The 24,007-nt window shown below is 59.1% G+C and carries 20 protein-coding genes; 13 read left to right on the forward strand and 7 right to left on the reverse strand.

Annotated features, from left to right (window positions below):
• Window positions 1-102: 102 nt before the first annotated feature.
• Window positions 103-1,215: a hypothetical protein gene (locus tag AKL27_RS03800; RefSeq protein WP_050461447.1), complete on the reverse strand. Its 1,113-nt coding sequence runs from the start codon at window positions 1,213-1,215 to the stop codon at window positions 103-105.
• A gap of 367 nt (window positions 1,216-1,582) precedes the next feature.
• Between AKL27_RS03800 and AKL27_RS03805 the strand changes: the two genes are divergently transcribed.
• From AKL27_RS03805 to AKL27_RS03815, 3 genes are read left to right on the forward strand one after another with little or no spacing between them, the layout of a single operon-like run.
• Window positions 1,583-2,638, forward strand: a complete 1,056-nt coding sequence (locus AKL27_RS03805; RefSeq protein ID WP_050461448.1) for a methionine ABC transporter ATP-binding protein — start codon at window positions 1,583-1,585, stop codon at window positions 2,636-2,638.
• Entirely contained in the window at window positions 2,628-3,281 is a 654-nt protein-coding gene (locus AKL27_RS03810; protein WP_050461449.1) for a methionine ABC transporter permease, read from the forward strand. Before AKL27_RS03805 ends, AKL27_RS03810 begins: the two co-directional genes overlap by 11 nt.
• Before the next feature lie 51 nt (window positions 3,282-3,332).
• Window positions 3,333-4,133 (forward strand): MetQ/NlpA family ABC transporter substrate-binding protein, encoded by an 801-nt coding sequence (locus tag AKL27_RS03815; protein WP_050461450.1) that lies wholly within the window; start codon window positions 3,333-3,335, stop codon window positions 4,131-4,133.
• Between the two features lie 94 nt (window positions 4,134-4,227).
• On the opposite strand, the gene ylqF is transcribed toward AKL27_RS03815, so the two are convergent.
• Complete coding sequence (gene ylqF / locus AKL27_RS03820; protein ID WP_083438851.1) at window positions 4,228-5,193, reverse strand: ribosome biogenesis GTPase YlqF; 966 nt, start codon at window positions 5,191-5,193, stop codon at window positions 4,228-4,230.
• 94 nt (window positions 5,194-5,287) lie between these two features.
• Window positions 5,288-6,721 (reverse strand): MFS transporter, encoded by a 1,434-nt coding sequence (locus tag AKL27_RS03825; RefSeq protein WP_083438852.1) that lies wholly within the window; start codon window positions 6,719-6,721, stop codon window positions 5,288-5,290.
• A gap of 135 nt (window positions 6,722-6,856) precedes the next feature.
• On the opposite strand from AKL27_RS03825, the gene AKL27_RS03830 reads away from it, so the two are divergent.
• Entirely contained in the window at window positions 6,857-7,723 is an 867-nt protein-coding gene (locus tag AKL27_RS03830) for a LysR family transcriptional regulator (RefSeq protein ID WP_050461452.1), read from the forward strand.
• Between the two features lie 13 nt (window positions 7,724-7,736).
• On the opposite strand, the gene AKL27_RS03835 is transcribed toward AKL27_RS03830, so the two are convergent.
• Window positions 7,737-8,675: a histone deacetylase family protein gene (locus tag AKL27_RS03835; RefSeq protein ID WP_050461478.1), complete on the reverse strand. Its 939-nt coding sequence runs from the start codon at window positions 8,673-8,675 to the stop codon at window positions 7,737-7,739.
• Window positions 8,676-8,837: 162 nt separating this feature from the next.
• On the opposite strand from AKL27_RS03835, the gene mltB reads away from it, so the two are divergent.
• The 3 genes from mltB to AKL27_RS03850 are packed head-to-tail and all read left to right on the forward strand — an operon-like array spanning window position 8,838 to window position 13,330.
• Entirely contained in the window at window positions 8,838-9,989 is a 1,152-nt protein-coding gene (mltB, locus tag AKL27_RS03840; protein WP_083438853.1) for a lytic murein transglycosylase B, read from the forward strand.
• A gap of 38 nt (window positions 9,990-10,027) precedes the next feature.
• Window positions 10,028-12,175, forward strand: coding sequence for a TonB-dependent siderophore receptor (locus AKL27_RS03845; protein ID WP_050461453.1), 2,148 nt, complete (start codon window positions 10,028-10,030; stop codon window positions 12,173-12,175).
• 3 nt (window positions 12,176-12,178) lie between these two features.
• Complete coding sequence (locus AKL27_RS03850; RefSeq protein ID WP_050461454.1) at window positions 12,179-13,330, forward strand: phosphotransferase enzyme family protein; 1,152 nt, start codon at window positions 12,179-12,181, stop codon at window positions 13,328-13,330.
• Between the two features lie 38 nt (window positions 13,331-13,368).
• On the opposite strand, the gene AKL27_RS03855 is transcribed toward AKL27_RS03850, so the two are convergent.
• Complete coding sequence (locus tag AKL27_RS03855) at window positions 13,369-13,914, reverse strand: YaeQ family protein (RefSeq protein WP_050461455.1); 546 nt, start codon at window positions 13,912-13,914, stop codon at window positions 13,369-13,371.
• 96 nt (window positions 13,915-14,010) lie between these two features.
• Here AKL27_RS03855 and AKL27_RS03860 point away from each other — a divergent pair, with 96 nt between their 5' ends.
• Both AKL27_RS03860 and AKL27_RS03865 read left to right on the forward strand, forming a co-directional pair.
• Entirely contained in the window at window positions 14,011-14,601 is a 591-nt protein-coding gene (locus AKL27_RS03860; protein ID WP_050461456.1) for a DUF1415 domain-containing protein, read from the forward strand.
• Window positions 14,602-14,859: 258 nt separating this feature from the next.
• On the forward strand, window positions 14,860-15,207 hold the full coding sequence (locus tag AKL27_RS03865; protein WP_198155876.1) for a hypothetical protein: 348 nt from the start codon (window positions 14,860-14,862) through the stop codon (window positions 15,205-15,207).
• A 49-nt stretch (window positions 15,208-15,256) separates the two neighbouring features.
• On the opposite strand, the gene cysM is transcribed toward AKL27_RS03865, so the two are convergent.
• Window positions 15,257-16,159: a cysteine synthase CysM gene (cysM, locus tag AKL27_RS03870; protein ID WP_050461457.1), complete on the reverse strand. Its 903-nt coding sequence runs from the start codon at window positions 16,157-16,159 to the stop codon at window positions 15,257-15,259.
• Window positions 16,160-16,318: 159 nt separating this feature from the next.
• Between cysM and AKL27_RS03875 the strand changes: the two genes are divergently transcribed.
• Window positions 16,319-17,974: an isovaleryl-CoA dehydrogenase gene (locus tag AKL27_RS03875; protein WP_050461458.1), complete on the forward strand. Its 1,656-nt coding sequence runs from the start codon at window positions 16,319-16,321 to the stop codon at window positions 17,972-17,974.
• Here the strand turns inward: AKL27_RS03875 and AKL27_RS03880 are convergent.
• Window positions 17,971-18,972 carry a LacI family DNA-binding transcriptional regulator gene (locus AKL27_RS03880; RefSeq protein ID WP_050461481.1) on the reverse strand — a complete coding sequence of 334 codons (1,002 nt, stop codon included), beginning with the start codon at window positions 18,970-18,972 and terminating at the stop codon, window positions 17,971-17,973. The two genes, AKL27_RS03875 and AKL27_RS03880, sit on opposite strands and share 4 nt — an antisense overlap.
• A 233-nt stretch (window positions 18,973-19,205) precedes the next feature.
• Between AKL27_RS03880 and ptsP the strand changes: the two genes are divergently transcribed.
• The 3 genes from ptsP to AKL27_RS03895 all read left to right on the forward strand — a co-directional run.
• Window positions 19,206-21,722: a phosphoenolpyruvate--protein phosphotransferase gene (gene ptsP / locus AKL27_RS03885; RefSeq protein ID WP_050461459.1), complete on the forward strand. Its 2,517-nt coding sequence runs from the start codon at window positions 19,206-19,208 to the stop codon at window positions 21,720-21,722.
• Window positions 21,719-22,690: a 1-phosphofructokinase gene (gene pfkB / locus AKL27_RS03890; RefSeq protein ID WP_332308326.1), complete on the forward strand. Its 972-nt coding sequence runs from the start codon at window positions 21,719-21,721 to the stop codon at window positions 22,688-22,690. Before ptsP ends, pfkB begins: the two co-directional genes overlap by 4 nt.
• Before the next feature lie 56 nt (window positions 22,691-22,746).
• Window positions 22,747-24,007: PTS fructose transporter subunit IIC (locus tag AKL27_RS03895; protein WP_050461460.1), on the forward strand; the 1,261-nt coding region annotated here is incomplete at its 3' end.

Consider the following 24,007-nt stretch of genomic DNA (forward strand, 5'->3'; position numbering starts at 1 on the left):
GCTTCGGCATTCGCAGCTCCTGTTGCAGAAAAAAACCGCAGCTTGCTGCGGTTTTTTTTCGTCCGTCGTTTGCCGGCACAAGACATTGTTGCCGGTTCGCGGTCATTTGCCCCAGCGCCCGGCAAGCACCGGGCCGCGACACTCTCTGGCGGTCGCCGCTGCCAGCGTCCCCGCTTCACGCCCTGCTTCATATCCGGCCCGGGCGGCAGCCACGCGTACTGCCTCATCGGCCAGCGTCGTGACGCTGCTGCCGATCTCCCGGCCAACGATGACGCCTACCTTCTCGCCTGCCAGGCGGCCGGCCTGAATGGCCGCAGCCCGGCCGATCTTGCCGGCGTCGCTGAGCGCCCGGCCGCTGCCGGCACCGGCAGCCAACTCTGTCGCCGCCAGCCTTGCTGCCAGGCGAGAAGCAATCGTGGCGCCGGTCAACCTTCCGGCTACCGCGCCGGATGCCCTGCCAAACCGGTAGCCTAGGCTACCGGCACGCTGACCGCCAATTGCCTCGCCGATCTCGCGTCCGGCTTGTCGTCCGGCATCGCCACCTGCCGCTACTGCCACCCAATCGATCTGCTCCCCGGCAACGCGCGTTGCGGCGGCAGCGCCGGCGCTCCTGCCATTGGTTTCGCCAACCTCCGCGCCGAGCAACGCTCCCATGCGCTGACCATGCAGCGTGCCCGACCGCAAACCGGCCCGGCCAGCGCTATCGGTGGCGCTGGCAACGGCCTCGCGAATCGCCGTTTTTTTGATGGCATGAAACAACTGGCCGCTGCCGAATTCGCGCGACACCGGCATCATGAATGCCGCCTCAGCCTCGAACATCGTCACTTCGGTCCTGACAATCGTCGAGGCAGCAGTTGCTGCAGCCGTGCTCCCGGCCGCCAGACTGCGACTGAGGGTAGCCGCAGTTGCGGCGGCTTCTGCTTCTGCCACCACTTCGGCAATCACTTCCGCAACGCCGGCTGCCACCGGGATGAAACGTTTGGGACGGTCATGCGGAATCGCCGGGGCGTCTTCCGGCGCGGCTTGTGCCGTACCGGCAGCATCCGCACGCTGGCGCAACCGGCCGTCGGCCTGATATAACGGCAAACCGGCCTCATGCCGGTCGCCGCCCGTCACAGTCACCACGGTGCCCGCAGCAATCTCGCCGGCCGCCGCCATGCCGGCAACGCTGTTTTGCTGCGGAACCGCTGTATACAGATTGGAATTGATACGCATGAAATGCTCCTTTTCAAAAACCGGACCGGATACACAAAACAACCGCCCGGGTCGTCACAAATGGCCGGCACTGCGAACGTACCGGTTGGCGTCACAAAACATGATGAAATGTACACAACAATATATTTCTCAAAAGAAACATTTTGTAACCGGACGGCTCCGGATAGTGCCGCATTGAAATTTAATGCCGGATTTGAGCACCCTGAAGCGCTATATTCATTTTCGTCATAACAAATTAGAAAAAAATAGTTCGCCTGATCTGCAAACACCCCTAAAATTGCGGATTCACAATAAAAACAGAGGCAGCGGCTTGTGTCGGCACGCGCAACAACGCGATGCGATGCGAATAGCTGCCTTTTTCATTGCAATGATAGAAATTCAAGCGGTCACTCAACGCTTCCAGAGTGCAGGCGGCGCCGTGGACGCGGTTCGCAATGTCGACCTGTCGATCCGCAAGGGCGAAGTATTCGGCATCATCGGTCGCAGCGGTGCTGGCAAAAGCACACTGGTGCGCACCATCAATCTGCTCAACCGTCCGACTTCGGGCCGCATCGTGCTCGACGGCAAAGACATGACCACGCTGTCGGCCGACCAGTTGCGCGCGGCACGTCGCGAAATCGGCATGATTTTTCAGCATTTCAATTTGCTGTCGTCTCGCACCGTATACGACAACATCGCCTTGCCGCTGGAACTGGCCGGGCTGTCGAAAGCCGAGATTGAAAAGAAGGTCGCCCCATTGCTGGAGCTGGTCGGCCTGACTGCGCTCAAGGATCGCTATCCGGCCAACATTTCAGGCGGCCAGAAACAGCGCGTCGGCATCGCCCGCGCGCTGGCCAACGAACCCAAGGTATTGCTGTCGGACGAAGCCACCTCGGCGCTCGATCCGGAAACTACCCGCTCGATTCTGGAACTGCTGCGCAAGATCAACAAGGAACTGGGCCTGACCATCGTGCTGATCACGCATCAGATGGAAGTCATCAAGGTCATCTGTGATCGCGTGGCAGTGATGGAAGCCGGCCAGGTGATCGAGCAAGGCGAAGTGCTGGACGTTTTCCGCGAACCGAAACATGAAGTCACGCGCGCCCTGATCGGCGATGTGATCGCGCATGAATTGCCCAAGGGCGTGCTGGAGCGGCTGCGGGCCCGGCTGGCGCGCAGCGATGCCGAAGGCAGTGCTGCTACCGACCATCTGTTCCGTTTTGCATTTACCGGCTCGGGGGTTGATCAGCCACATCTGTCGGAAGCGGTGCGCCGTTTCAATCTGGACTTCAATATCCTGCACGGCCAGATCGATGAAATTCAGGGACAAGCGTTTGGTTCGCTCGCCATTCTGGCCAGCGGTACCCCACAAAATATCGCCGGCGCCATGGAGTATCTGCGCGCTCAGGGCGTGGTCGTAGAGGAGTTGAATCATGTCATCTGAAATGCTTGATCTGTTCGTCAGTTCGTTTGGCGAAACCCTGATGATGGTCGGCATCTCCGGCATCCTCGGCGCCATTCTCGGCGTACCGCTGGGGATCGCCCTGCATCTGACCGAACGCAACGGCATCTTGCCGAATCTGGCGTTCAACCGCACTGCCGGCCTGCTGGTCAACGCGGTGCGCTCGACCCCGTTCATCATCCTGCTGGTGGCCGTGATTCCCTTCACGCGCTTTTTTGTCGGCACCTCAATCGGTACTGCTGCCGCCATCGTGCCGCTGACCATCGCTTCGGCGCCGTTCATCGCGCGTCTGGTGGAAACCGCATTGCGTGAAGTCGATCATGGTCTGGTGGAGGCGGCACAAGCCATGGGCGCCACCACCTGGCAAATCATTTACAAGGTATTGGTGCCGGAAGCATTTGCTGGTATCGTCGCCGGTCTCACCATCACCTTCGTCAGCCTGGTCGGCTATTCGGCCATGGCCGGCGCCATCGGCGGCGGCGGTCTCGGAGACCTCGGCATCCGCTACGGCTACCAGCGCTTTTTGCCGGAAGTGATGCTGGCAGTGGTGCTGATTCTGATCGTATTTGTGCAATTGGTACAAACACTGGGAGATATCCTGGTAAGACGTCTCAGTCATCGCTAGGACGCAAAAAAACGCAGCTATCCGCTGCATCGAAAAAATGAAAGGGAAACAATGAACCGTCGTCAATTAATCCAGTTTTTCGCAGGCTTGGGCGTCGTCGCCAGTCTGGTTGCAGCACCTGTGTCGGCCCAGGACAAAACCATCAAGATCGGCGCCACCGGCGGCCCGCATGCCGAGATTCTGGAACAGGTCAAAAAGATCGCTGAAAAAGATGGTCTGAAATTGCAAATCATCGAATTCAGCGATTACATTCAGCCGAACGCAGCGCTGGCTGCCGGCGACCTCGATGCCAACAGCTATCAGCACCAGCCTTACCTGGATGCTCAGGTCAAGGACCGTGGCTACAAGTTCGTCAGCGTCGGCACCACCATCACGTTCCCGATGGGCGTGTACTCCAAGAAGATCAAGTCGCTCAAAGACCTCAAGAGCGGTGGCCGTATCGGTATCCCTAACGATCCGACCAATGGCGGTCGCGCACTGTTGCTGCTGCAAGCACAAGGCGTACTCAAGCTGAAGGCAGATGCCGGTCTGAAGGCAACACCGCTGGACATCACCGACAATCCGAAGAAAGTCAAAATCATCGAACTGGACGCAGCGCAACTGCCACGTTCGCTGGATGATTTCGATGCTGCCGTGATCAACGGCAACTTCGCGGAATCGGCCGGCCTGTCGCCAACCAAGGATGGCATCGCCGTGGAAGCGTCCAAGGGTCCTTACGTCAATGTCATCGCGGTTCGCGCCGAAGACAAGGACAAGCCATGGGTAGCCAAGCTGATCAAGGCTTACCACAGCCCTGAAATCAAGAAGTTCGTGATCGAAAAGTACAAGAACTCGGTCATCACTTCCTGGTAATCACTTGCTGGTCTGCTGCGGCAGACCGGTATGAAAAAAGCGCCGGCGAATCACTTCGCCGGCGCTTTTTTTTCATGCTGATCCTGTCATCACATCACGACGTCAGATCGGCTTCTCCGCGGCCGTGATCGCTGGCCGCCTTGGCTGCTGCCGCCGCAGCCAGTTCCGCTTCTTCGGCAGCGATGGCAGCCACTTCTTCGCGGTGCTGTTGCAGCAACAGTGCGCGCGATTGCGGCGACTCCAGCGTAATGCGGCCCAAGGCGCCGGTACGGTAATCCTGCAGGAAAGTATGCGCCGCCTTTTCGAAATCGGGATCGCCGCCTTTGAGCCGGAACCCGCGCCGCGCAGCCACACCTTCGATCACCGATACGCCATCGATGCCATTGGTATCGAAACCGTAACGCGCCTTCAGCAATTGCGGGTAACGTTCGAGCAAGACGTCGGCCAGATAGGTGGCGACTTCTTCTTCGATCAGCGCATTGCTGCCGATGGCATGGCTGGCAGCCAGCATCAAGCCGTCGCTGGCCAGTTGAATCTTGGGCCACAACATGCCCGGGGTATCGATCAGCACCATATTGTTGCCGAGATACAAGCGCTGTTGTGTCTTGGTCACGGCCGGTTCATCCCCCACCGCCGCCACGCGCTTTTTCAGCAGGGCATTCATCAGCGTCGATTTGCCGACGTTGGGAATGCCCATGATCATCATGCGCAATGGCTTGAGCGGCGTGCCGCGATGCGGCGCCAGCGCCAGTGCCAGCTTGGGGATCCGGGCGACGTCGCTGGGCTTCTTGCAGCTCAGGGCCACCGCATTGACGTTCTTCTGACTGTTGTAATGACTGATCCATGCTTGCGTTGCGCCCGGGTCTGCCAGATCGCTCTTGTTCAGGATCTTCAGGCAGGGCCGCTGGCGAAACAGGCGCAATTGCTCAATCATCGGATTACAGCTGGCTTGCGGCAGACGCGCATCAAGCACTTCGATCACCAGATCGACCTTTTCCATTGCCTCCGCCGCTTTCTTGCGGGCGGCGTTCATGTGGCCTGGGAACCATTGTATGGACATGCGAATTCTTCTTTTTTACAAATAAGCCGCTATTTTACGGCCTGCGGCACCGATCGCCGCAAAAAGAAGCAGTCGCCGCCGCTTTTCGTGCGCTTCAGTGATCCGGCGTGGCCGCGCTCGCCGGTGCCGCAGGCTTGCCGATGTAGCGTGCCACCAGCCACAAGGCCCCTGCATAGACGGCACAAATGACGCCAAATGCCAGCGCCGTGCGCCAGTACCAGTCACCGAAGGTATGCAGGATCGCTCCGACCAGCGCCACTCCGACCAGGGCGCCGATCTGGCGATTGGCATTCAGGGCTGCCGCGGCGCTGTTGGCATGGGTGCGGCCGGCGACCTGCATCACCGCCGTGGTCATGGCCGGAATTGCCGTGCTGACACCGAGATTGGCGCACGCACCGACCAGCGCGAAGATCCAGTAAGGCGTGGTGGCAGTGACCGTCATCAGCAAACCGGAGAAAATGACGGCCACGGTCAAGCCCAGCTGCATCGGGAAACGCGCACCCCAGCGTGCCGTCATGCGTCCCGACAACAGATTGCCGGCAAAAATCACGGCCATCATCGGCAATAACTGCAAGCCGGTATGCAAGGCATCCGCGCCGCGCGCCTGTTGCAAAAACAGGCTGAGGAAAAAGAATTGCCCGTAGACACCGAAGTTGATCAGGAAGCCGATGCCATTGGCAGCCGCAAATTGCGGCGTGGCAAACAATGCCGGCGGCAACAACGGCGTGACGCCGCGCCGTTCACGCTGCACCAGCAACGCTGCGGCGGCCAGCGTCAAGCCAAACGCCGTAATGATCGGCAGCGAACCCCAGCCATATACCGGGCCTTGAATCAGGGCGAAGCTCAATGCCGCCAGCATGCCGATGCCGAGTACGTGGCTGCTGATGCGCAGCGGCCGCGGATTTTTCTGTACTGCCGGAATCAGCCGATACGCCAATACCAGACCGAGCAAACCGACCGGCACGTTGATCAGGAAGACGCTGCGCCAGCCGAAACTGTGAATCAGCACGCCACCCACCAGCGGTCCGAGCGCAGCAGCGCCGCCCACCGTGGCCGACCAGATACCCAACATGTGCGCCCGCACCCGGTCATCCTGATAAGTATGCGTGAGCAAACTCAGCGAGCTGGGCATGAACAACGCCGCCCCCAAGCCTTGCAACAAACGCGCTGCCACCAGCAAGCCGCCGTTCGGCGCCGCGCCGCACAACAGGGACGCCACCACGAACAGCAACAAACCCAGCAGGTAAATCTGCTTGGCGCCGTAGCGATCTGCCAGCGCTCCGCCGACCAGCAACATTGCGGCAAAGGTCAGCGTGTAGCCATCGACAATCCACACCAGCATCGACAGCGGTGTCGCCAGGCTGTGTTCGATGGAAGACAAGCCGACATTGACTACGGTCACATCCAGCATTGCCATGACGAAGCCGATGGCCAGCGTCACCAGCGGCAACAAGCCGGCGCGCGCAGTCACCAGCGGTGACGGCGGCAGTGGCACGGTAGTGCAAGGAACGGCAGATGGCAGCGACATGATATTTCCGCGAGCAGTGAACAGATGCTCATTCTAGGCAACTTGTCCGATGCAATAAAGAAGCATAACATCGTGACTCCGATGCAAAAATGCATCACAACGAGACCTCCGGCGAACACCGGACAGGAGCACCGAATGGATTGGGATAATGCCCGTGTTTTTCTGGCAATTCACCGCATAGGCACGCTGCGCGGGGCTGCCGAACAATTGCAGATCGATCAGGCCACGGTCGGGCGGCGTCTGAGTGCGATGGAAAAGGCGCTCGATGCCCGTCTGTTTTTACGGACACCTGCCGGCTATGTTGCCACGCCGGCCGGCGAACTTGCGGTCAGCGCCGCCGAACGCATGGAGCAAGGTGCCGAACAACTGGTGCGCCAGACCCAGGGTATCGATGAGCGACTGTGCGGCACCGTCAAGGTTGCCTCCACCGATACCTCGGCGCGCTATTTCCTGATCCCCGCCATGCAAAAGCTGCACGCCGAACATCCCGCTATCCGGGTGGTGCTGAACACGGCCAAGCAGTATGCCAACATGACCCGGCGCGAAGCCGATCTGGCGGTGCGCAGCCAGCGTCCGACCAGCCCGGACCTGATCTCGCGCCATCTGGCCCGGCAGGAATTGGGGATGTATGCCTCCAAGGCCTATCTGAAAGCGCACGGCGAGCCGGAGCCGGGCAGCGGCATGCGTGGTCACGATGTGGTGATTTACCAACGCACGGTTGTGCAACATTCGAATACCGCCATCTGCGGCGAATCGTTCTGCAATGCGCGGGTGGCAATGGAAGTGATGTCCGGACTGATGATGATCGAAGCGATCCGGGCCGGTCTCGGCATCGGCGAGTTGCCGCTCCATCTGGGCGATCAGGAACCGCAACTGAAACGCATCTGGCCGCAGCGTTCCGAGCCTTACGACATGTGGCTGGTGCTGCATGGTGATCTCAATCGTACTGCCCGCGTGCGTGCGGTGGCCGACGCCATCATCGCCGCCTATCAGCCGTCCTGACGCTGCGCGGATCTCAGTCGAGATCGGCCAGCACCTTGAGATGCGCTACCACGCTGCGCGCCAGTGCCGACAGGTTGTAGCCGCCTTCGAGACAACTGACGATACGGTTGTTGGCGTAGAGCCTGGCAATCGCCATGACTTCCTTGGTCAGCCAGGCGTAATCGGCTTCTACCAGCCCCATCTGCCCCATGTCATCTTCACGGTGGGCATCAAAGCCGGCGGAAATGAAGATCATCTGCGGCCGGTGCGCATGCAGCGCCGGCAACCATTTTTCCTTGACCAGCGCGCGCACCACATCGCCGCCGCTGTAGGCCGGCACCGGCACATTGACGATATGCGACTCGGCTGGCTCGGCGCCGCTGAACGGATAAAACGGATGTTGAAAAAAACTCGCCATCAAGACGCGCGGGTCATGCGCAAATGCGGCTTCGGTGCCATTGCCGTGATGTACATCGAAATCGATGATCGCGACCCGTTCCAGACCGTGCACATCCATCGCATGCCGCGCCGCCACGGCGACGTTATTGAAAAAGCAAAATCCCATCGGCGTCGTCGGCGTGGCGTGATGTCCCGGCGGTCGCACCGAACAAAAGGCGTTGTCGAGTTCACCGGCCAGCACCGCGTCGGTCGCAGCAATGGCGGCGCCGGCGGCGCGCAAGGCGGCTTGCCAGCTATGGCCATTGAGCAGCGTGTCGCCGTCAATCGAGTAATAGTCGGATTTTCCTGCCAGCGCCAGCGAGTTGTCATGCACCAGGCTGATCGCGTTGCCGGTATGCACCCGCCCGATATCTTCCAGGCTGGCCAACGGCGCTTCACGCCGCTCCAGAAACTGGTCGATGCGGCTGGCAATCAACTGGTCTTCAATCGCTTGCAGTCGCACCGGCGCTTCAGGATGCCAGTCCCCCATTTCGTGGCGCAGGCAATCGGTATGCGTGTAAAAGGCGGTCGTCATTTTTATAGTCGCTTTGAAAAACGCCGTCTGCTCCGGAAACGGCGAACTGTTAGTGTACCTCCAAGTGCCGGATTGCGGCATCCCTGCAACGGCCTGCCGCAGCGATGCGGTATACTTGCCGATTCGCTGGCTCAGCTTCATTTCCGGCCCAACTACCTTCCCATGTCGATGAAATCATCCTTACGCACTCCTCATCTGTTCGGTTTGTTCGCGTTATCCCTGGCTTGCCTGACTGGTTGTGCGCAAACCCAGCCGGCGGCAGCCGGCAGCAGCAAGGCGAAAACCGACGTCAATGCCAAGAAGGCCAAGAGCAAGCCGGCCAAAAAACCGGCGACGCCGGCGCAGGATGAAGAGTTTGCCAATTTCAGCCAATGGAAAGAGGTCAACCGTTTCATCGATGAAATGGTGGAGCGCAACAACTTTGACAAGGCCACCTTACAGGCCATGTTCAACAAGACGCGTTATCTCGATACCGCGATCCGTCTGATCAAGCCGGCGCCAAGCAACAAGCCGAAAAACTGGCAAGCCTACCGTGCCCGCTTTGTCGAGCCGGTACGCATTACGGGTGGCGTGGACTTCTGGAATGAACATGAAATCGCGCTGGCAAGGGCGCAGGAACAATACGGCGTGCCGGCGGAGATCATCGTCGCCATCATCGGCGTCGAAACGGTTTACGGTCGCAACACCGGCAATTTCCGCGTGATCGATTCACTCACCACGCTGGCCTTCGATTACCCGGATACGCCCAACCGCGAAGCGCGCATGGCATTTTTCCGCGGCGAACTGGAAAACGCGCTGCTGTTTGCACGCGAATCGAACATCGATCCGTTCTCGCTGCTCGGCTCCTATGCCGGCGCCATCGGCTGGCCGCAATTCATGCCCAGCAGCATTCGTCAGTATGCGGTCGATTTCGACGGCAACGGCAAGATCGATTTGCGCAACTCTCCGGTGGATGCCATCGGCAGCGTCGCCCATTTCCTGACGATTCATGGCTGGCAACGCGGCGAGCCGACTGTATTCCCGGCCACGCTGAGCGCCATCGACGGCAGCAACAAATGGGAAAGCCTGCTCAATCAGGGACTCGAAGCCAAGTTCAATCAGGATGATCTGAAAGCCGTCGGCGTCAGTTCGGATGCGCCATTGCCGGCCGGCATGCGCTTCGGCCTGGTGGATCTGCAAAACGGCACCGGCGCGACCGAATACTGGCTGGCGACCAACAATTTCTTTGCCATCACCCAATACAACCGCAGCTATTTCTACGCCATGTCGGTGATAGATCTAAGCCGGGCCGTGCGTGCCGCGCGCAATCGTTAATTACTGTTAATACTCCAACCGCTCTGCACTGCTTGCTCATGAAACGTTTTTCCCCTTTGGCCATGACGCTGACGCTGGCGGCCGCCCTGCCCGAGGCGTATGCCGCCGGCAACAATGAAGAAACACCTGCCGGCGATGCGCTGCCGACCATCAGTGTCAGTGCCGCCCGGGACAGCAAGGATGCTTACCGCGCCCGCGCAGCCTCGGTAGCAGGCTTCGACGAAGCGGCACTGCTCGATACCCCGGCCTCGGTTACCGTCGTCACTGCCGCCACCCTGCAAGACCAGCAGGCACGCTTGTTGACCGACGTCATCAAGAACGATCCCGGCATCAGTGAAAACTACGCGCCGGTCGGCTATTACGAAAACATCAGCATCCGTGGCTTTCCGCTCGATCTGGCGAGCGGTTACCGGATCAATGGCATGACCATCAGCGGCGAACAGAATGTGGCGCTGGAAAACAAGGAAAGCGTCGAATTCCTCAAGGGACTGGCGGGCTTGCAAGGCGGCGTCGCCACGCCCGGCGGGCTGGTCAATTACGTGACCAAGCGTCCGGCCGATGTGCGCTCCGTCATGGTCGGCGCCGACGCCAACGGCTCGCGCTATCTGGCTACCGATATCGGCACCCTGTTCGGCGCGCAGCAGCAATTCGGTTTGCGCATCAATGCCGCGCATGAAGACATCAATTCATATGTCGACCATGCCGATGGTTACCGCGACTTTGCCTCGGTTGCTGCCAGCTGGATCATCAGCCCAAGGGCGCGCTTGCAGATCAATGCCGAGTACCAGCAAAAGGTACAGCGCTCGGTTTCCGCCTACCAATTGCTGGGCGGCACGACAGTGCCGTCGAACGTATCGCCGACGGTGATGCTGAGTCCGCAGCCATGGGCCAAACCGGTGGCCATCAATTCGCTGAACATGGACGTGCGGCTTGACCTCGATCTGGCGCCTGACTGGCGCGCCTATGTTGCGGCCAGCCGCAGCCGGGCGGTGATTGATGACAATGTGGCGTTTGTGTATGGCAGCGGTATCTCTCCGTATTTTTCAGCCAACGGCGATTTTGATGTGTACGACTATCGCAGCCCGAACGACGAGCGACGCAACGATCAATTACAGACGGTGGTACTGGGAAAATTTGATACCGGTGCAGTACGGCATGACCTGACCATGGGCGCCAGCTTGTTCCGGCGCACGGTAGATCAGACTGACGCGGTATTTGACTATCGCGGCAGCGACAACATCTACAACCCGACGCCGCTGATCTTCTCGCCCTCGCCACAGCAACCGGGCTTGTCCTATCGCCGGCTCGACAGCCGCCAGCAATCACTGTTCGCCACTGACCGTATGCATTTCGGTGAACGCTGGCAAGTCATCGCCGGCGGTCGTCAGATCTGGCTCAAGGAGCAGGCATTTGATGCTACCGGCGCTGTCACGCGCGACACCGATCGCTCACTGTTCCTGCCACAACTGGCATTGATTTATCAACCGAACAAATCGCTGTCTTTTTACACCAGCTATACCGAAGCATTATCGCTGGGCGGACAGGCACCAGCCTGGGCAGGCGGTCTCATCCTTCCACCTGTCGTGTCACGCCAGGTGGAAGCCGGCATCAAGTACGACTGGAAAGAAGACGTCAGTTTGACGGCAGCCTTGTTCCGCATGAACAAACCCTACGAATACCCCAAACCCAACGCCGACGGCTCCTTCACTTACCTGCAGCAAGGCACCCAAACCAACACCGGCCTCGAACTTGGCGCCTCCGGCAAATTCGGCAGGCAATGGCGACTGAGCGCTGGCCTGGCATGGACTCAGGCCCGGGTGCGCGATACCGGCACCCCGGCCTATGACGGGCATCAGGCGATCAACGTGCCACGTCTGCGCACTGCATTGCACGCCGACTATGCCGTGCCCGGCATGGATGATTTGCACCTGCTCGGCAGCTGGCTGTACAGCGGCAACCGGGCCGCCAATCGCGACGGCACCGCCACGGTATCGGCCTGGAATATCTTCAATGCCGGCTTGCGCTATGGCACCCGCATCGGCGGTCACGCCACCACCATTCGCTTTACGGTGGATAATCTGTTCGACAAGCGGTACTGGAAAGATGTCGGAGAATCGCTCGGCGACAGTTACCTGCATCTCGGTGCGCCGCGTCTGGCGCGCCTGACCATGCAATATGATTTTTAAGTTATGGAAGCTGCATCACATCACCTGACGCGGGTCTTGAGTCACGGCATGAATGCCGACGCCGTGATTTCGGACTGGCCGGCATTGACCTCGGCCGAAGTGACCCGGGTCTTGCGGCACTATCCGCAACTGGGCGCCATCAAGCGTCTGGTATGGCATAGCCCGCGCCCGTTTTCTGCCGGCTGCGTGATGACCACCGACAGCGGTGACATCTTCGTCAAGCGCCACCATCTGAGCGTGCGCGGTCTCGAAGATTTGCGCGAAGAGCATCGCTTCATTTCCCACCTGCGTTCACGCGGCGTTGCTGTCAGCGAAGTGTTGCGCACCAATCAGGGCGATACTGCCGTCGCCGACGATCACTGGACGTATGAAGTGCATGCGGTCGCCGCCGGTGTCGATCTGTATCGCGATGCCGTTTCCTGGACCCCGTTTACCAGCAGCACCCATGCTTTCGATGCCGGCCGCGCACTGGCCCGGCTGCATCTGGCGGCGCGCGATTTTGCTGCGCCGGCGCGACAGGCACAGACCCTGGTTTCCAGTTTCACGATTTTTTCTGCTGCCGATCCGCTGCTGCAGATGCAAGACTATATCGAACGCCATCCGGCGATTGCCGATTATCTGCGCCAGCGCGACTGGCGCGCCGAAGTCAGCACCACCATGCTGCCGTGGCATGCGCGATTGCAAGCGTATCTGGATGAATTGACGCCACTGTGGAGTCACAATGACTGGCACGCGTCGAATTTACTGTGGTCGGACAGCAGCGCCCACGCCAAGGTGGAAACCATTCTCGACTTCGGCTTGTGCGACCGGACCTGTGCCTTGCATGATCTGGCCACGGCAGTCGAACGCAATATCATTGAATGGCTGGCGATCCCGGCGCGCGACACCCAACTGGTCCACCTGGAATTGCTGGATGCCCTGCTCGATGGCTACGCGTCGGTATTGCCGCTGTCGAACCGTCAGTGGCGCGCCCTGGCGGCACTGTTGCCGCTGGTGCATGCCGAGTTCGCACTGGCCGAACTGAATTACTTCCACGGCATCACGCGCTCTGCCGCCAATGCCGCATTGGCTTACGACACATACTTCCTCGGCCATGCCGCTTGGTTCAACAGTGCCGAAGGGCAGCGCCTGCTGCACCGGATAGAACGCAGATAACAATACGGCGAGCTTGCCGCACGCAGGCGCAGTGGCGGTTACTTGGTCGCGGCCTTGATGGTTTGCGGATCGATCTGCACCATCTGGTCATTGTTGCCGAGCCAGATCTGGCCATCCTGAATCGTGCATTGCAATTGCATCGAGCGCTGCGCCATTTTTTCCAGCGCCTGACTGGTATCGGCATCAATGTGGATCACGCTCAGATTCTTGGCGCGTTCGACCCGGTTGCCGATCTGGCCCCACCAGATATGACTGGTGCTGCTATAGCTATACACAATCACGCGCGCGGCGCGGCCGCAGGCTTTGAGAATGCGCTTGTCATCAGGTTGCCCGACTTCGATCCACAAATCGATGGCGCCAGTCAAATCCTTTTCCCACAGGTCAGGCTCATCGATATCCGACAAGCCCTTGCCGAAGTTGAGTGCCTCGCTGGCGTGCAATGCGAATGCCAACACCCGGATCATCATCCGTTCGTCGGTTTCCGAAGGATGCCGGGCAATCGTCAGGGTGTGATTCTGGTAATAATGCCGATCCATGTCCGAAATCTGGAGATCGGCCTTAAAGATGGTTGCTTTCAAAGCCATAAACGTTTTTCTTGTGTGTACAAACGAAGGATGTGAAGAATAGCCGATTTCCCGGCACTGCAAGCGCATGCATTTACATGCGTGCGACAATATCGCATGCACACCGTAACTACCCCCGATGAAATTATTGCCGCCACGCGAGCGTGGCTGGAAGAGGCCGTGATCGGCCTGAATTTATGTCCGTTCGCCAAAGCCGTTCACGTCAAGAATCAAATCCGCTATGTGGTCAGCAATGCCAAGACCCGTGAAGCGCTGGCGGCGGATTTGCAGCGTGAATTGCAATTCCTGGACGAAACCGATCCGGAAAAAATTGAAACAACCTTGCTGATTCATCCGCAAGTACTGCAGGATTTTCTGGAATATAACGATTTTCTCGAAATCGCCGACGCCGTTGTCGACGAAAACGACCTGACCGGCGTTATACAAATTGCAAGTTTCCATCCGGAATATCAATTTGCCGACAGTAACGCCGATGAAATCGATAACTACACCAACCGTTCACCTTACCCCACGCTTCATCTGTTGCGCGAAAGCAGCATCGATCGCGCAGTGGATTCTTTCCCTGAGGCAAACGCGATTTTCGAGAGGAATATCGCTACGATGCGGGAGCTGGGATTATCGGGCTGGAATGCGTTATCGTTTGTAGTATCAAAGAAACAACACCTAATCTCGAAAAAATCCTGTTAATATCCATAACAAATTCTAGGTGATCTCTTGCAACTATTCTGCAATAGTTCTTTCTGAGTTTTAGTATTAAGTCAAAAAATTACCAATTTATTGACGAATTAATACGAGTCACAAGACCTGTGACTGACTTGTTGAACAATGTTGTTGACGTTGCAGAGAGCAAAGAATGACACCTTTAATCGATACTTGATCGTAAGTTGTTATCTCAACAACAATTAATGCTCTTACGAAATAAGGGTCTTTATAAACATCTGCATAATGGAATGTCCGATCATGACTACACCTATTGGCGCAAACGATAAATTGCCTTTGGATCAAATCAATTACGATCCAAACCACCTGCTGGACTCGCTGATCGAAAAGCTCCATCTGAAAAATGATGCCGCCTTGTCGAGAGCACTGGAAGTCGCGCCTCCGGTCATCAGCAAAATCCGCCATCGCAGACTGCCGGTCGGCGCATCATTGCTGATTCGCATGCATGAAGTCAGCGAACTGTCGATCCGCGAGTTGCGCGAATTGATGGGCGATCGTCGCGAAAAATTCCGTATCAGCGACAAGCAGTTCAAGCCGAAGCCAGGCGTGCCTGCAACAGCACAAGCAGAATAAAAAAAATCGGAGCCGTTCTGGCTCCGATTTTTTTATGCATTCTGACCAGTCAGGCCGGAAATACCCCGGTCGACAGATAACGATCACCGCGGTCGCAGACCACAAACACGATCGTTGCATTTTCGACCTGCTGCGAAATGCGCAATGCCACCTCGCAGGCGCCGGCAGCCGAGATGCCGCAAAACAAGCCTTCCACCATCGCCAGCTTGCGTGCCATGTTTTCCGCCGCAGCCTGACTCACGTATTCCAGCTGGTCCACGCGCGGCTTTTCATAAATTTTCGGCAGATAGGCTTCCGGCCATTTGCGGATGCCTGGAATCGACGATCCCTCTTCCGGTTGCGCACCGACGATCTGAATCGCCGGATTTTGTTCTTTCAGATATCTGGACACGCCCATGATGGTGCCGGTGGTACCCATCGCGCTGACAAAGTGGGTGATACCGCCCTTGGTGTCGCGCCACAGTTCCGGACCAGTGGTTTCGTAGTGCGCCAGCGGATTATCGGCATTGGCAAACTGATCCAGAATCAGACCTTGCCCTTCTTTCTGCATTTGCTCCGCCAGGTCGCGGGCGTATTCCATGCCACCGCTTTTCGGCGTCAGCACGATCTTGGCGCCATAAGCCGCCATACTTTGACGCCGCTCTTCACTGAGGTTTTCCGGCATCAGCAAGACCATCTTGTAACCGCGCATGGCCGCCACCATCGCCAGCGCAATGCCAGTATTGCCGCTGGTGGCCTCGATCAGCGTATCGCCCGGTTTGATCTGTCCACGTTCTTCTGCACGCCGTATCATGGACAGTGCGGCACGGTCCTTGACCGAACCGGCCGGATTATTGCCTTCCATCTTGCCCAGGATGATGTTATTGCGCCGCACCGCATCTTCACCACCGATACGTTGCAGTTGAATCAACGGCGTGTTGCCGATCGTTTCTTCTATGGTCAAATAGGACATGGTGTTTTCTATGCTTTTCAGAAGCCTCATTTTAATATGAGTCTTTGTCATGTGCCGGAACGGACTAGCAACAAGATATTCATATAGTTATAGCAAAACTACCTAACGCGCTGCCAACCGGCAATGCCACCCTATCGGCCACCAGCCGCAGGAGCAACGATGAAGACGCATGAAGTCACGAATCAGGTCCCGGAACTGAAGGATTACAACGTCTTTGCCAGCGACCTGGCGCTGACCGCGGGCGTGCAACGCGAGCAGGCACAGTGGCATGCTTCCGCCCTGAGCGGCCTGGGCATCGAACTCGGCAGCGCCGATATGCTGCAACTGGGGGAGCTGGCCAACCGCTACCCTCCTGAACTGCATACGCATGACCGCGTCGGCAACCGCATCGACAGCGTCAGTTACCATCCGGCATGGCACGCCTTGCTGGCCTTGCTGCGGCGCGAATGCCTGCATGCGCTGCCATGGATGGATAAACGCCCCGGCGCCCACGTGGCGCGCGCCGCCGGTTATTTCATGCATGCGCAAATCGAAGCCGGATCGCTGTGTCCGACCACCATGACGTTTGCCGCGATTCCGGTGCTGCAAAACGAAGGGGCACTGTTTGCGTTACTGCGCGACAAACTGTTTTCGCGCGAACACGATCCGCGCGATATTCCGCTGGAGCACAAACGCTCGGTCCTGATCGGCATGGGCATGACCGAAAAGCAAGGCGGCTCGGACGTGCGCAGCAATACCACGATTGCCCGTCCGCTCAATGGCAGCGGGCGCGGCGCGGCCTATACCCTGACCGGCCACAAATGGTTTTTCTCGGCACCGATGAGCGATGCCCATATGGTGCTGGCCAATACGGAAAACGGCTTGTCCTGTTTTTTCCTGCCACGCTGGCGACCGGACGGTGAAAAGAACGGCATCCTGATTCAACAACTCAAGGACAAACTCGGCAATCGCTCCAACGCCAGCAGCGAAGTCGAATTCGACAGTGCCTATGGCGTCATGGTGGGCGAAGAAGGTCGCGGCATCCCGACCATCATTGAAATGGCCAACCAGACCCGTCTCGATTGCGTGATCGGCAGTACCGGCCTGATGCGACAGGCGCTGGTGCAGGCGCTGCATCATGCGCGCCACCGCAGCGCCTTCGGCAAACATCTGGCCGAGCAACCGTTGATGCGCAATGTGCTCAGCGATCTGGCGCTCGAAAGCGAAGCGGCCACCTTGCTGATGCTGCGCCTGGCGGCCGCCTTCGATGCCCCGCTGTCACCATTGCAACGGGCCTGGCGTCGCATCGTCACGCCGGCCGCCAAATTCTGGATCTGCAAGCGGGCGCTCGAATTCAGCGGTGAATGCATGGAAGTCTGGGGCGGCAACGGTTATGTCGAAACCGGCCCGCTGGCGCGCATGTACCGCGAGGCGCCGGTCAATTCAATCTGGGAAGGATCGGGCAACGTCATGTGCCTGGATGTACTGCGCGCATTGGAACGCGAAGCGGAAGTCGGGACCCTGCTGCTGGATGATCTGCAGCAAACGGCGGCGGGTCACCCGCTGCTGAACACGCAGCTCGGCGAACTGAAAGACTTGCTGGCATTGCCGCAAGAGCAGCGCGAAATGCAGGCACGCCGTCTGGTGCAAAAACTGGTGTTGCTGATTCAATCGATCTTGATGTTGCAACACGCACCATCGGCATCTGCCGAAGCGTTTATCGCCAGTCGTTTCGATGCCGGCAATGGCCGCGTATTCGGCACCCTCGGCGCTGCCGGCGCGGCGCCGGCGGATAACATACAGCAGGAAATTCTGCGCCGCGCCTGGCCGCTTTAAGCGTCCGGTGAAAACGCTGCAACACCATCTGCGGCACCGCCGCGCACGATCAGCTTGCCGCTCAACACCAGTTTGCGCGCCGCTTGCTGCGGCTGCGCCAGACGGTCCAGCAACAGGTTCACTGCGGTACGGCCGATTTCATCAAGCGGCTGTTCAATGACCGTCAACCCGGCGCCGGCAACTTCGGTCCACGCCGCATTTTCAAATCCGACAATCGCGATGCGTTCGCTCAAGCCCAAACGCCGCAGCACTTTATAAGCAATCAACATCAGACCGGCATCACCGGCCACCAGCGCTTGCGGTGCCGGAACCGACTCCAGCAACTGTACTATCGCCTGCCCGGCCAGCTCCGCATCCGCAATCAAGTGCGCGTTCTCCAACGGCAGTCCATGCGCCATCATCGCCGCGACAAAACCGGCATGACGTTCTGCCGTGGTGGTGCCGCCGACGCCAAACAAACCGGCTATTCGCCGGCATCCCTTCTGATGCAAATGATCGACCAGCATGGCTGCAGCCTGTGCGTTGTCCAGCATGACCGCATCGTGCCTGAGTACCGGGCCGCCGACATCCAGCAGCAATAAGGGAAATGGCGTGTCGCGCTGCTGCAGGCCGGCTGCGGCTTGCATGCCCGCAGCCATGATCACGCCGGTGACCCGCTCCTCTTCCATCAGCCGCAAATACGCATCTTCTTTGTCGGCATCGCCATCGGTATTGCACAGAATCACGCGCAGCCCGGCGCGATAAGCGGCGTCTTCCACGGCACGCCCGACCTCGGCGAAAAAGGGATTGCGGATATCCGGAACGATCAGACCGATGGCATAGGTATGTTGTGTGCGCAAACGGCGCGCCGAGAGATTGGGACGATAACCGCTGGCAGCAATGGCAGCTTCGACTTTCTTGCGCACGCTGTCACTGACCGAGCCGCCGCACAACACTCGCGAGACGGTCGATATCGAAACACTGGCCAGTTTGGCAACATCCTTTATAATCACGCTCATATTGGAATCGTTTCCATCATGAATTTCGTCATCGTAAATCAAACATGGCTACATTTCAAGCATTTAAGCGGTATTTTTTTGATTAAATGCAGAAATTTTACGTAACCATAAACGAATGAATGAGAAATTATTGGAAACGTTCTCACCCATTTGATTGATTGTTCGACAACCATCGGGCAACGCAAATTGACGCCTTGGCAAACATGGATAACCAATCGAGGAGACGAGCATTTATGAGCAACATCTTGATACGCGCTGAACTTGTCTGGCTGAATTGCTGCAGTCCGGACCGCGACAGCGCTATCCGCGACGCCGGGCAATTGCTGGTGCAAGCCGGTTGCATTGAACCCGCCTACATCGACAGCCTGCTGCGCCGTGAAACATTGGCCAATACCTTTCTCGGCCACGGTGTCGCGATTCCGCATGGCATGCCGGAAGACCGCCATCTGATCCGCCAGACCGGTATCGCCGTCTTGCAAATTCCGGACGGGCTTGAATGGCATCCCGGACAAACCACACATCTGATCTTCGTCATCGCCGCCCGCTCGGATGAACATTTGCTGTTGCTGCGTCAGCTGACACGACTGCTACAAGATGCCGCGCGATTACAGCAACTGTTCGAAACCGGCGATGTCCAGGAATTGATTGCGGCCATGGCCGAGGCAGAACCAGTCAAACTGGTGAGCGGCGGCGGCATGACCATCACCAGCGATCTGAGCGAACACTTCGAATGGACCACCGATTACCCCAACGGCCTGCACGCGCGGCCGGCCACGCAATGGGTCAAAACGGCACGCCAGTTCGCAGCGCGCATTCAGATTCGTCGCGGTGATGAAACAGCCGATCCGAAGAACCTGATTTCGCTGCTGCAATTGGGTCTGGCCTATGGCGACGTCGTCACCATATCGGCCGATGGCCACGACGCGATTGAAGCGCTGATCCGATTCAACAAAGTCATCATCGATCTGAGCGCCAAAGAACAAGCCGAAGCAGCGCTGGCGGCACACAAGAAAAAAGACGATGCGTCGCCATTGCGCTGGATGCCGGCTGGCGATCCGCAAGTGATTTCGGGGCTGAGCGCCAGTCCTGGCATCGCCATCGGCAAGGTCCATGTACTGCATCCGAAAAAATTCTGCATTCCGGATCGGCCGATATTGTTGCGCGATGCCGGTGATCAGCTGGACGCTGCCCTCGACGCTGCGCGCAGCGCGCTGGAACTGCTTGCCATCAACACCACCGGCAAGCTGGGAGCAGCGCAAGCCGACATTTTCATCGCCCAGGCCGCGCTGCTCGACGATATCGATCTGATCACGCAAACCTGCGAATTGCTGGTGGCAGGTCACGGCGTCGCCTGGTCCTGGCACCATGCCAGCGAACAATTGGCAAACCAGTTGGCAGCCCTGGGCAATCCACTGCTGGCAGCACGCGCGGCAGATTTGCGGGACGTCGCCCGGCGTGTGCTGCAGCATATCGATCCGCGCTTGCATGTGCCTTCGCTGACCGACCTGCCCGAGGCCGACTGCATTCTGATTGCCACCGATTTGTCGCCATCCGATACCGCCACGCTGGATACCTCCCGCGTCATCGGCCTGGCCACTGCTCATGGCGGCCCGTCCGCGCATACCGCAATTCTGGCGCGCACACTCGGCTTGCCGGCAATCGTGGCCGGCGGCGCGACGCTACTGGACATTCCGAACGGCACCAGCGTCATATTGGATGGCCAGACCGGCTGTCTGTATGTGCAGCCGGACAGCGCCGATATCGACTCCGCGCGAAAGTGGATGGCCTTGCAGCAACAACGCAAAGTACGCGAAACAGCCGAACGCAATTTGCCGGCGCAAACCCGTGACGGCCACACCACCGAGATTGCCGCCAACATCAATTTGCCGGAACAGGTACGCGACGCGCTTCACTGGGGCGCAGAAGGCGTGGGCCTGATGCGCACCGAATTCCTGTTTCTGGAACGCGATCATGCCCCCGATGAAGAAGAACAGTACCGCACCTATCGCGGCATGCTGGAAGCACTCAATGATCGCCCGCTGATCGTGCGCACGCTGGATATCGGCGGCGATAAGCAGGTCGGCCACTTGAACCTGCCACAAGAAAGCAATCCGTTTCTGGGCCTGCGCGGCGCCCGTCTGCAACTGCGCCGTCCCGATTTGCTGGAACCGCAATTACGGGCCTTGTACCGCGCCGCCAAGTGCAGTCAACAACTGGCAATCATGTTCCCCATGATCACCTCGGTGCATGAGGTGGCCGCCCTGCGCACCTGCTGTGAACGCATTCGTCGCGAGCTGGAGGCACCGCACGTACCGCTCGGCATCATGGTCGAAGTGCCGGCGGCGGCAGTACTGGCCGACAAGCTGGCGGAGCATGTCGATTTCTTTTCCATCGGCACCAATGACCTGACCCAATATGTATTGGCCATTGATCGCCAGCACACGGAACTGGCCGGCGAAGCCGACAGCCTGCATCCGGCGGTGCTGCGCCTGATCCGCGACACGGTCAACGGTGCCAGCAAACACCGGCGGCGGGTCGGCGTCTGCGGCGGCCTGGCAGGTGATGCGTTTGGCGCCGCCTTGCTGGTCGGGTTGGGCGTCTCGGAACTGTCGATGAGTCCGCGCGACATTCCCGGCGTCAAATCGCGTCTGCGACGCAGTACGCACAGCGCCCTGACCGCACTGGCACAACAGGCACTCAATTGCGAAACCGCCGACCAGGTACGCGCCCTCGACGGAGCCGCATCGTGAACAACACGGCCTTACGTTCTTTGAAACGCGAAATCATTACCGTCACGCTGAATCCGGCAATCGACCAGACCATCAGTCTGTCGCAACTGGTGCCGGGGGCGCTGAATCTGGCGCATGAGATACAGTGCAATCCGGGCGGCAAAGGCGTCAACGTCGCCTGCTGCCTGGCAGACTTCGGGGAACGCGTGAGCGTCACCGGTCTGCTCGGCGAAGACAACAGCGACAGCTTCGTCGAGATGTTTCGTCACAAGGGCATCAATGACCGTTTCTTGCGCGTGCCCGGCAGCACCCGCACCAATATCAAACTATCGGATCGCAGCCGCAACGAAACTACCGACATCAACCTGCCCGGCATTCAGGTGGACGCCGGCATGCTCGATGCCGTGTTATGGCAATTCGACGCCCTCGACGCGCCGGTCCATGTGGTACTGGCCGGCAGCTTGCCAATCGGTTTACCGCAAGCCAGCTACGCCCATCTGATCTGGCAACTCAAACGTCGCGGTGCCTGTGTCTTGCTCGACACCAGCGGTGCGGCACTGGAAGCGGCACTGGATGTGCCGGCCGCAGCCATGCCCAGTTGCGTCAAACCGAACCGGCACGAACTCGAACAGTTGGTCGGACAAGCCTTGCCAACACTGGAATTGATCACGGCGGCGGCGCGTGAACTGCAACGACTGGGCATCGCTAAAGTCGTGGTCTCGCTGGGCGAACAAGGCGCCTTGTTTGTCGACGCCGAACATAGTTTGCTGGCCAGCCTGCCGGCGTTGGCAGCACGCTCCACGGTCGGTGCCGGCGATGCGCTGGTGGCGGGCATGGTGTCGGCCTGGAACGCCGGCCTCGACAGCGAAGCCATCGCCCGCCGGGCAGTCGCATTCGCTGCCGCCAAACTGACCAGCATTGGTCCGCACCTGCCAGACGCCAGCAGCATCGGGGCACTGGCATCGCGGGTCAACATAAGACAGATGTAATGCCGTCATCACCCTACTTATCCTATCCAGGCAACCATCCGAACGAGGAAAAAATCATGGCAAATCTGTTGGCTCTCATCAGCGCCGGCGAGCGCGATACCCCTTCCGCGCAGTCGATTCTGGCCGGCGCATCCTTGCGTCACAGCGCGCAATCCCGGCATATCGGAATTCACATCCTCACCACTGCGACCGGGCTGTCCGATGCTGCCCTGCGCAGCGCCGACGCGGTATTGCTGGTCGGTGCACAAGCGGATGCACGCGGGGCCGGCGATGCCGAACGGGCCGGCTGTCTCAGCCTGACGGTCAGCATGGAAAAGGTCTTGCACGATGCCGATGCGGTGTTGCAAGATTTACTGACGCGCATGCAAGCGGCAGCGGTACCGGCAGCAGTAACGGCGACAAACGGCGCCAGCCTCAATATCGTCGCCATCACCTCGTGTCCGACCGGCATCGCCCACACCTTCATGGCAGCAGAAGGTCTGGCCCAGGCCGCGCGCGCGCTGGGGCACCAGATGCGGGTGGAAACGCAAGGCTCGGTGGGCGCCCGCGACGGTCTGAGCGAGGCCGAGATTGCCGCCGCCGATCTGGTCATGATTGCCGCCGATACCCAGGTCGATGTCGCGCGCTTTGCCGGCAAACGGGTTTACAAGAGCAATACCAAACCTGCCATCAATGATGGCCAGGCACTGATCCGGCGCGCCATCAGCGACGCTGCGCAGCAGCCGCTTAGCCATACGTCGCAAACCAGCAATGGCAACGCTGCCGGCCAGGAACGCGGCGGGCCCTACAAACATTTGATGACCGGCGTGTCGTTCATGCTGCCCTTCATTACGGCAGGCGGCATTCTGATTGCGCTGGCCTTTGCCCTGGGCGGCATTTATGCCTTTGACGATGCGCACAAAGGCTCACTGGCGTGGTCGCTGTTCCAGATCGGCGCCAATGCCGCCCTGACCTTGATCGTGCCGGTGCTGTCCGGCTACATCGCCTATTCAATTGCCAATCGCCCCGGCATTGCACCCGGTATGACCGGCGGTTTGCTGGCGGCCCATCTCGGCGCCGGTTTTCTGGGCGGCATTCTGGCCGGTTTCATTGCCGGTTACGCTACCGAACTGCTGAATCGCTACATCCGTCTCGGACGCAATCTGGATGGACTCAAACCAATGCTGATTCTGCCGGTACTGGGTTCGCTGCTGGTCGGCATGCTGATGTTGTATGTCGTCGGGACACCGGTGGCCGAAGCGCTGAGTGCCCTCACTGCCTGGCTCCATGGAATGCAAGGCAGCAGCGCCCTGATGCTGGGGGCATTGCTCGGGGCGA

Source organism: Herbaspirillum autotrophicum (assembly GCF_001189915.1).
Classification (GTDB): domain Bacteria; phylum Pseudomonadota; class Gammaproteobacteria; order Burkholderiales; family Burkholderiaceae_D; genus Herbaspirillum; species Herbaspirillum autotrophicum.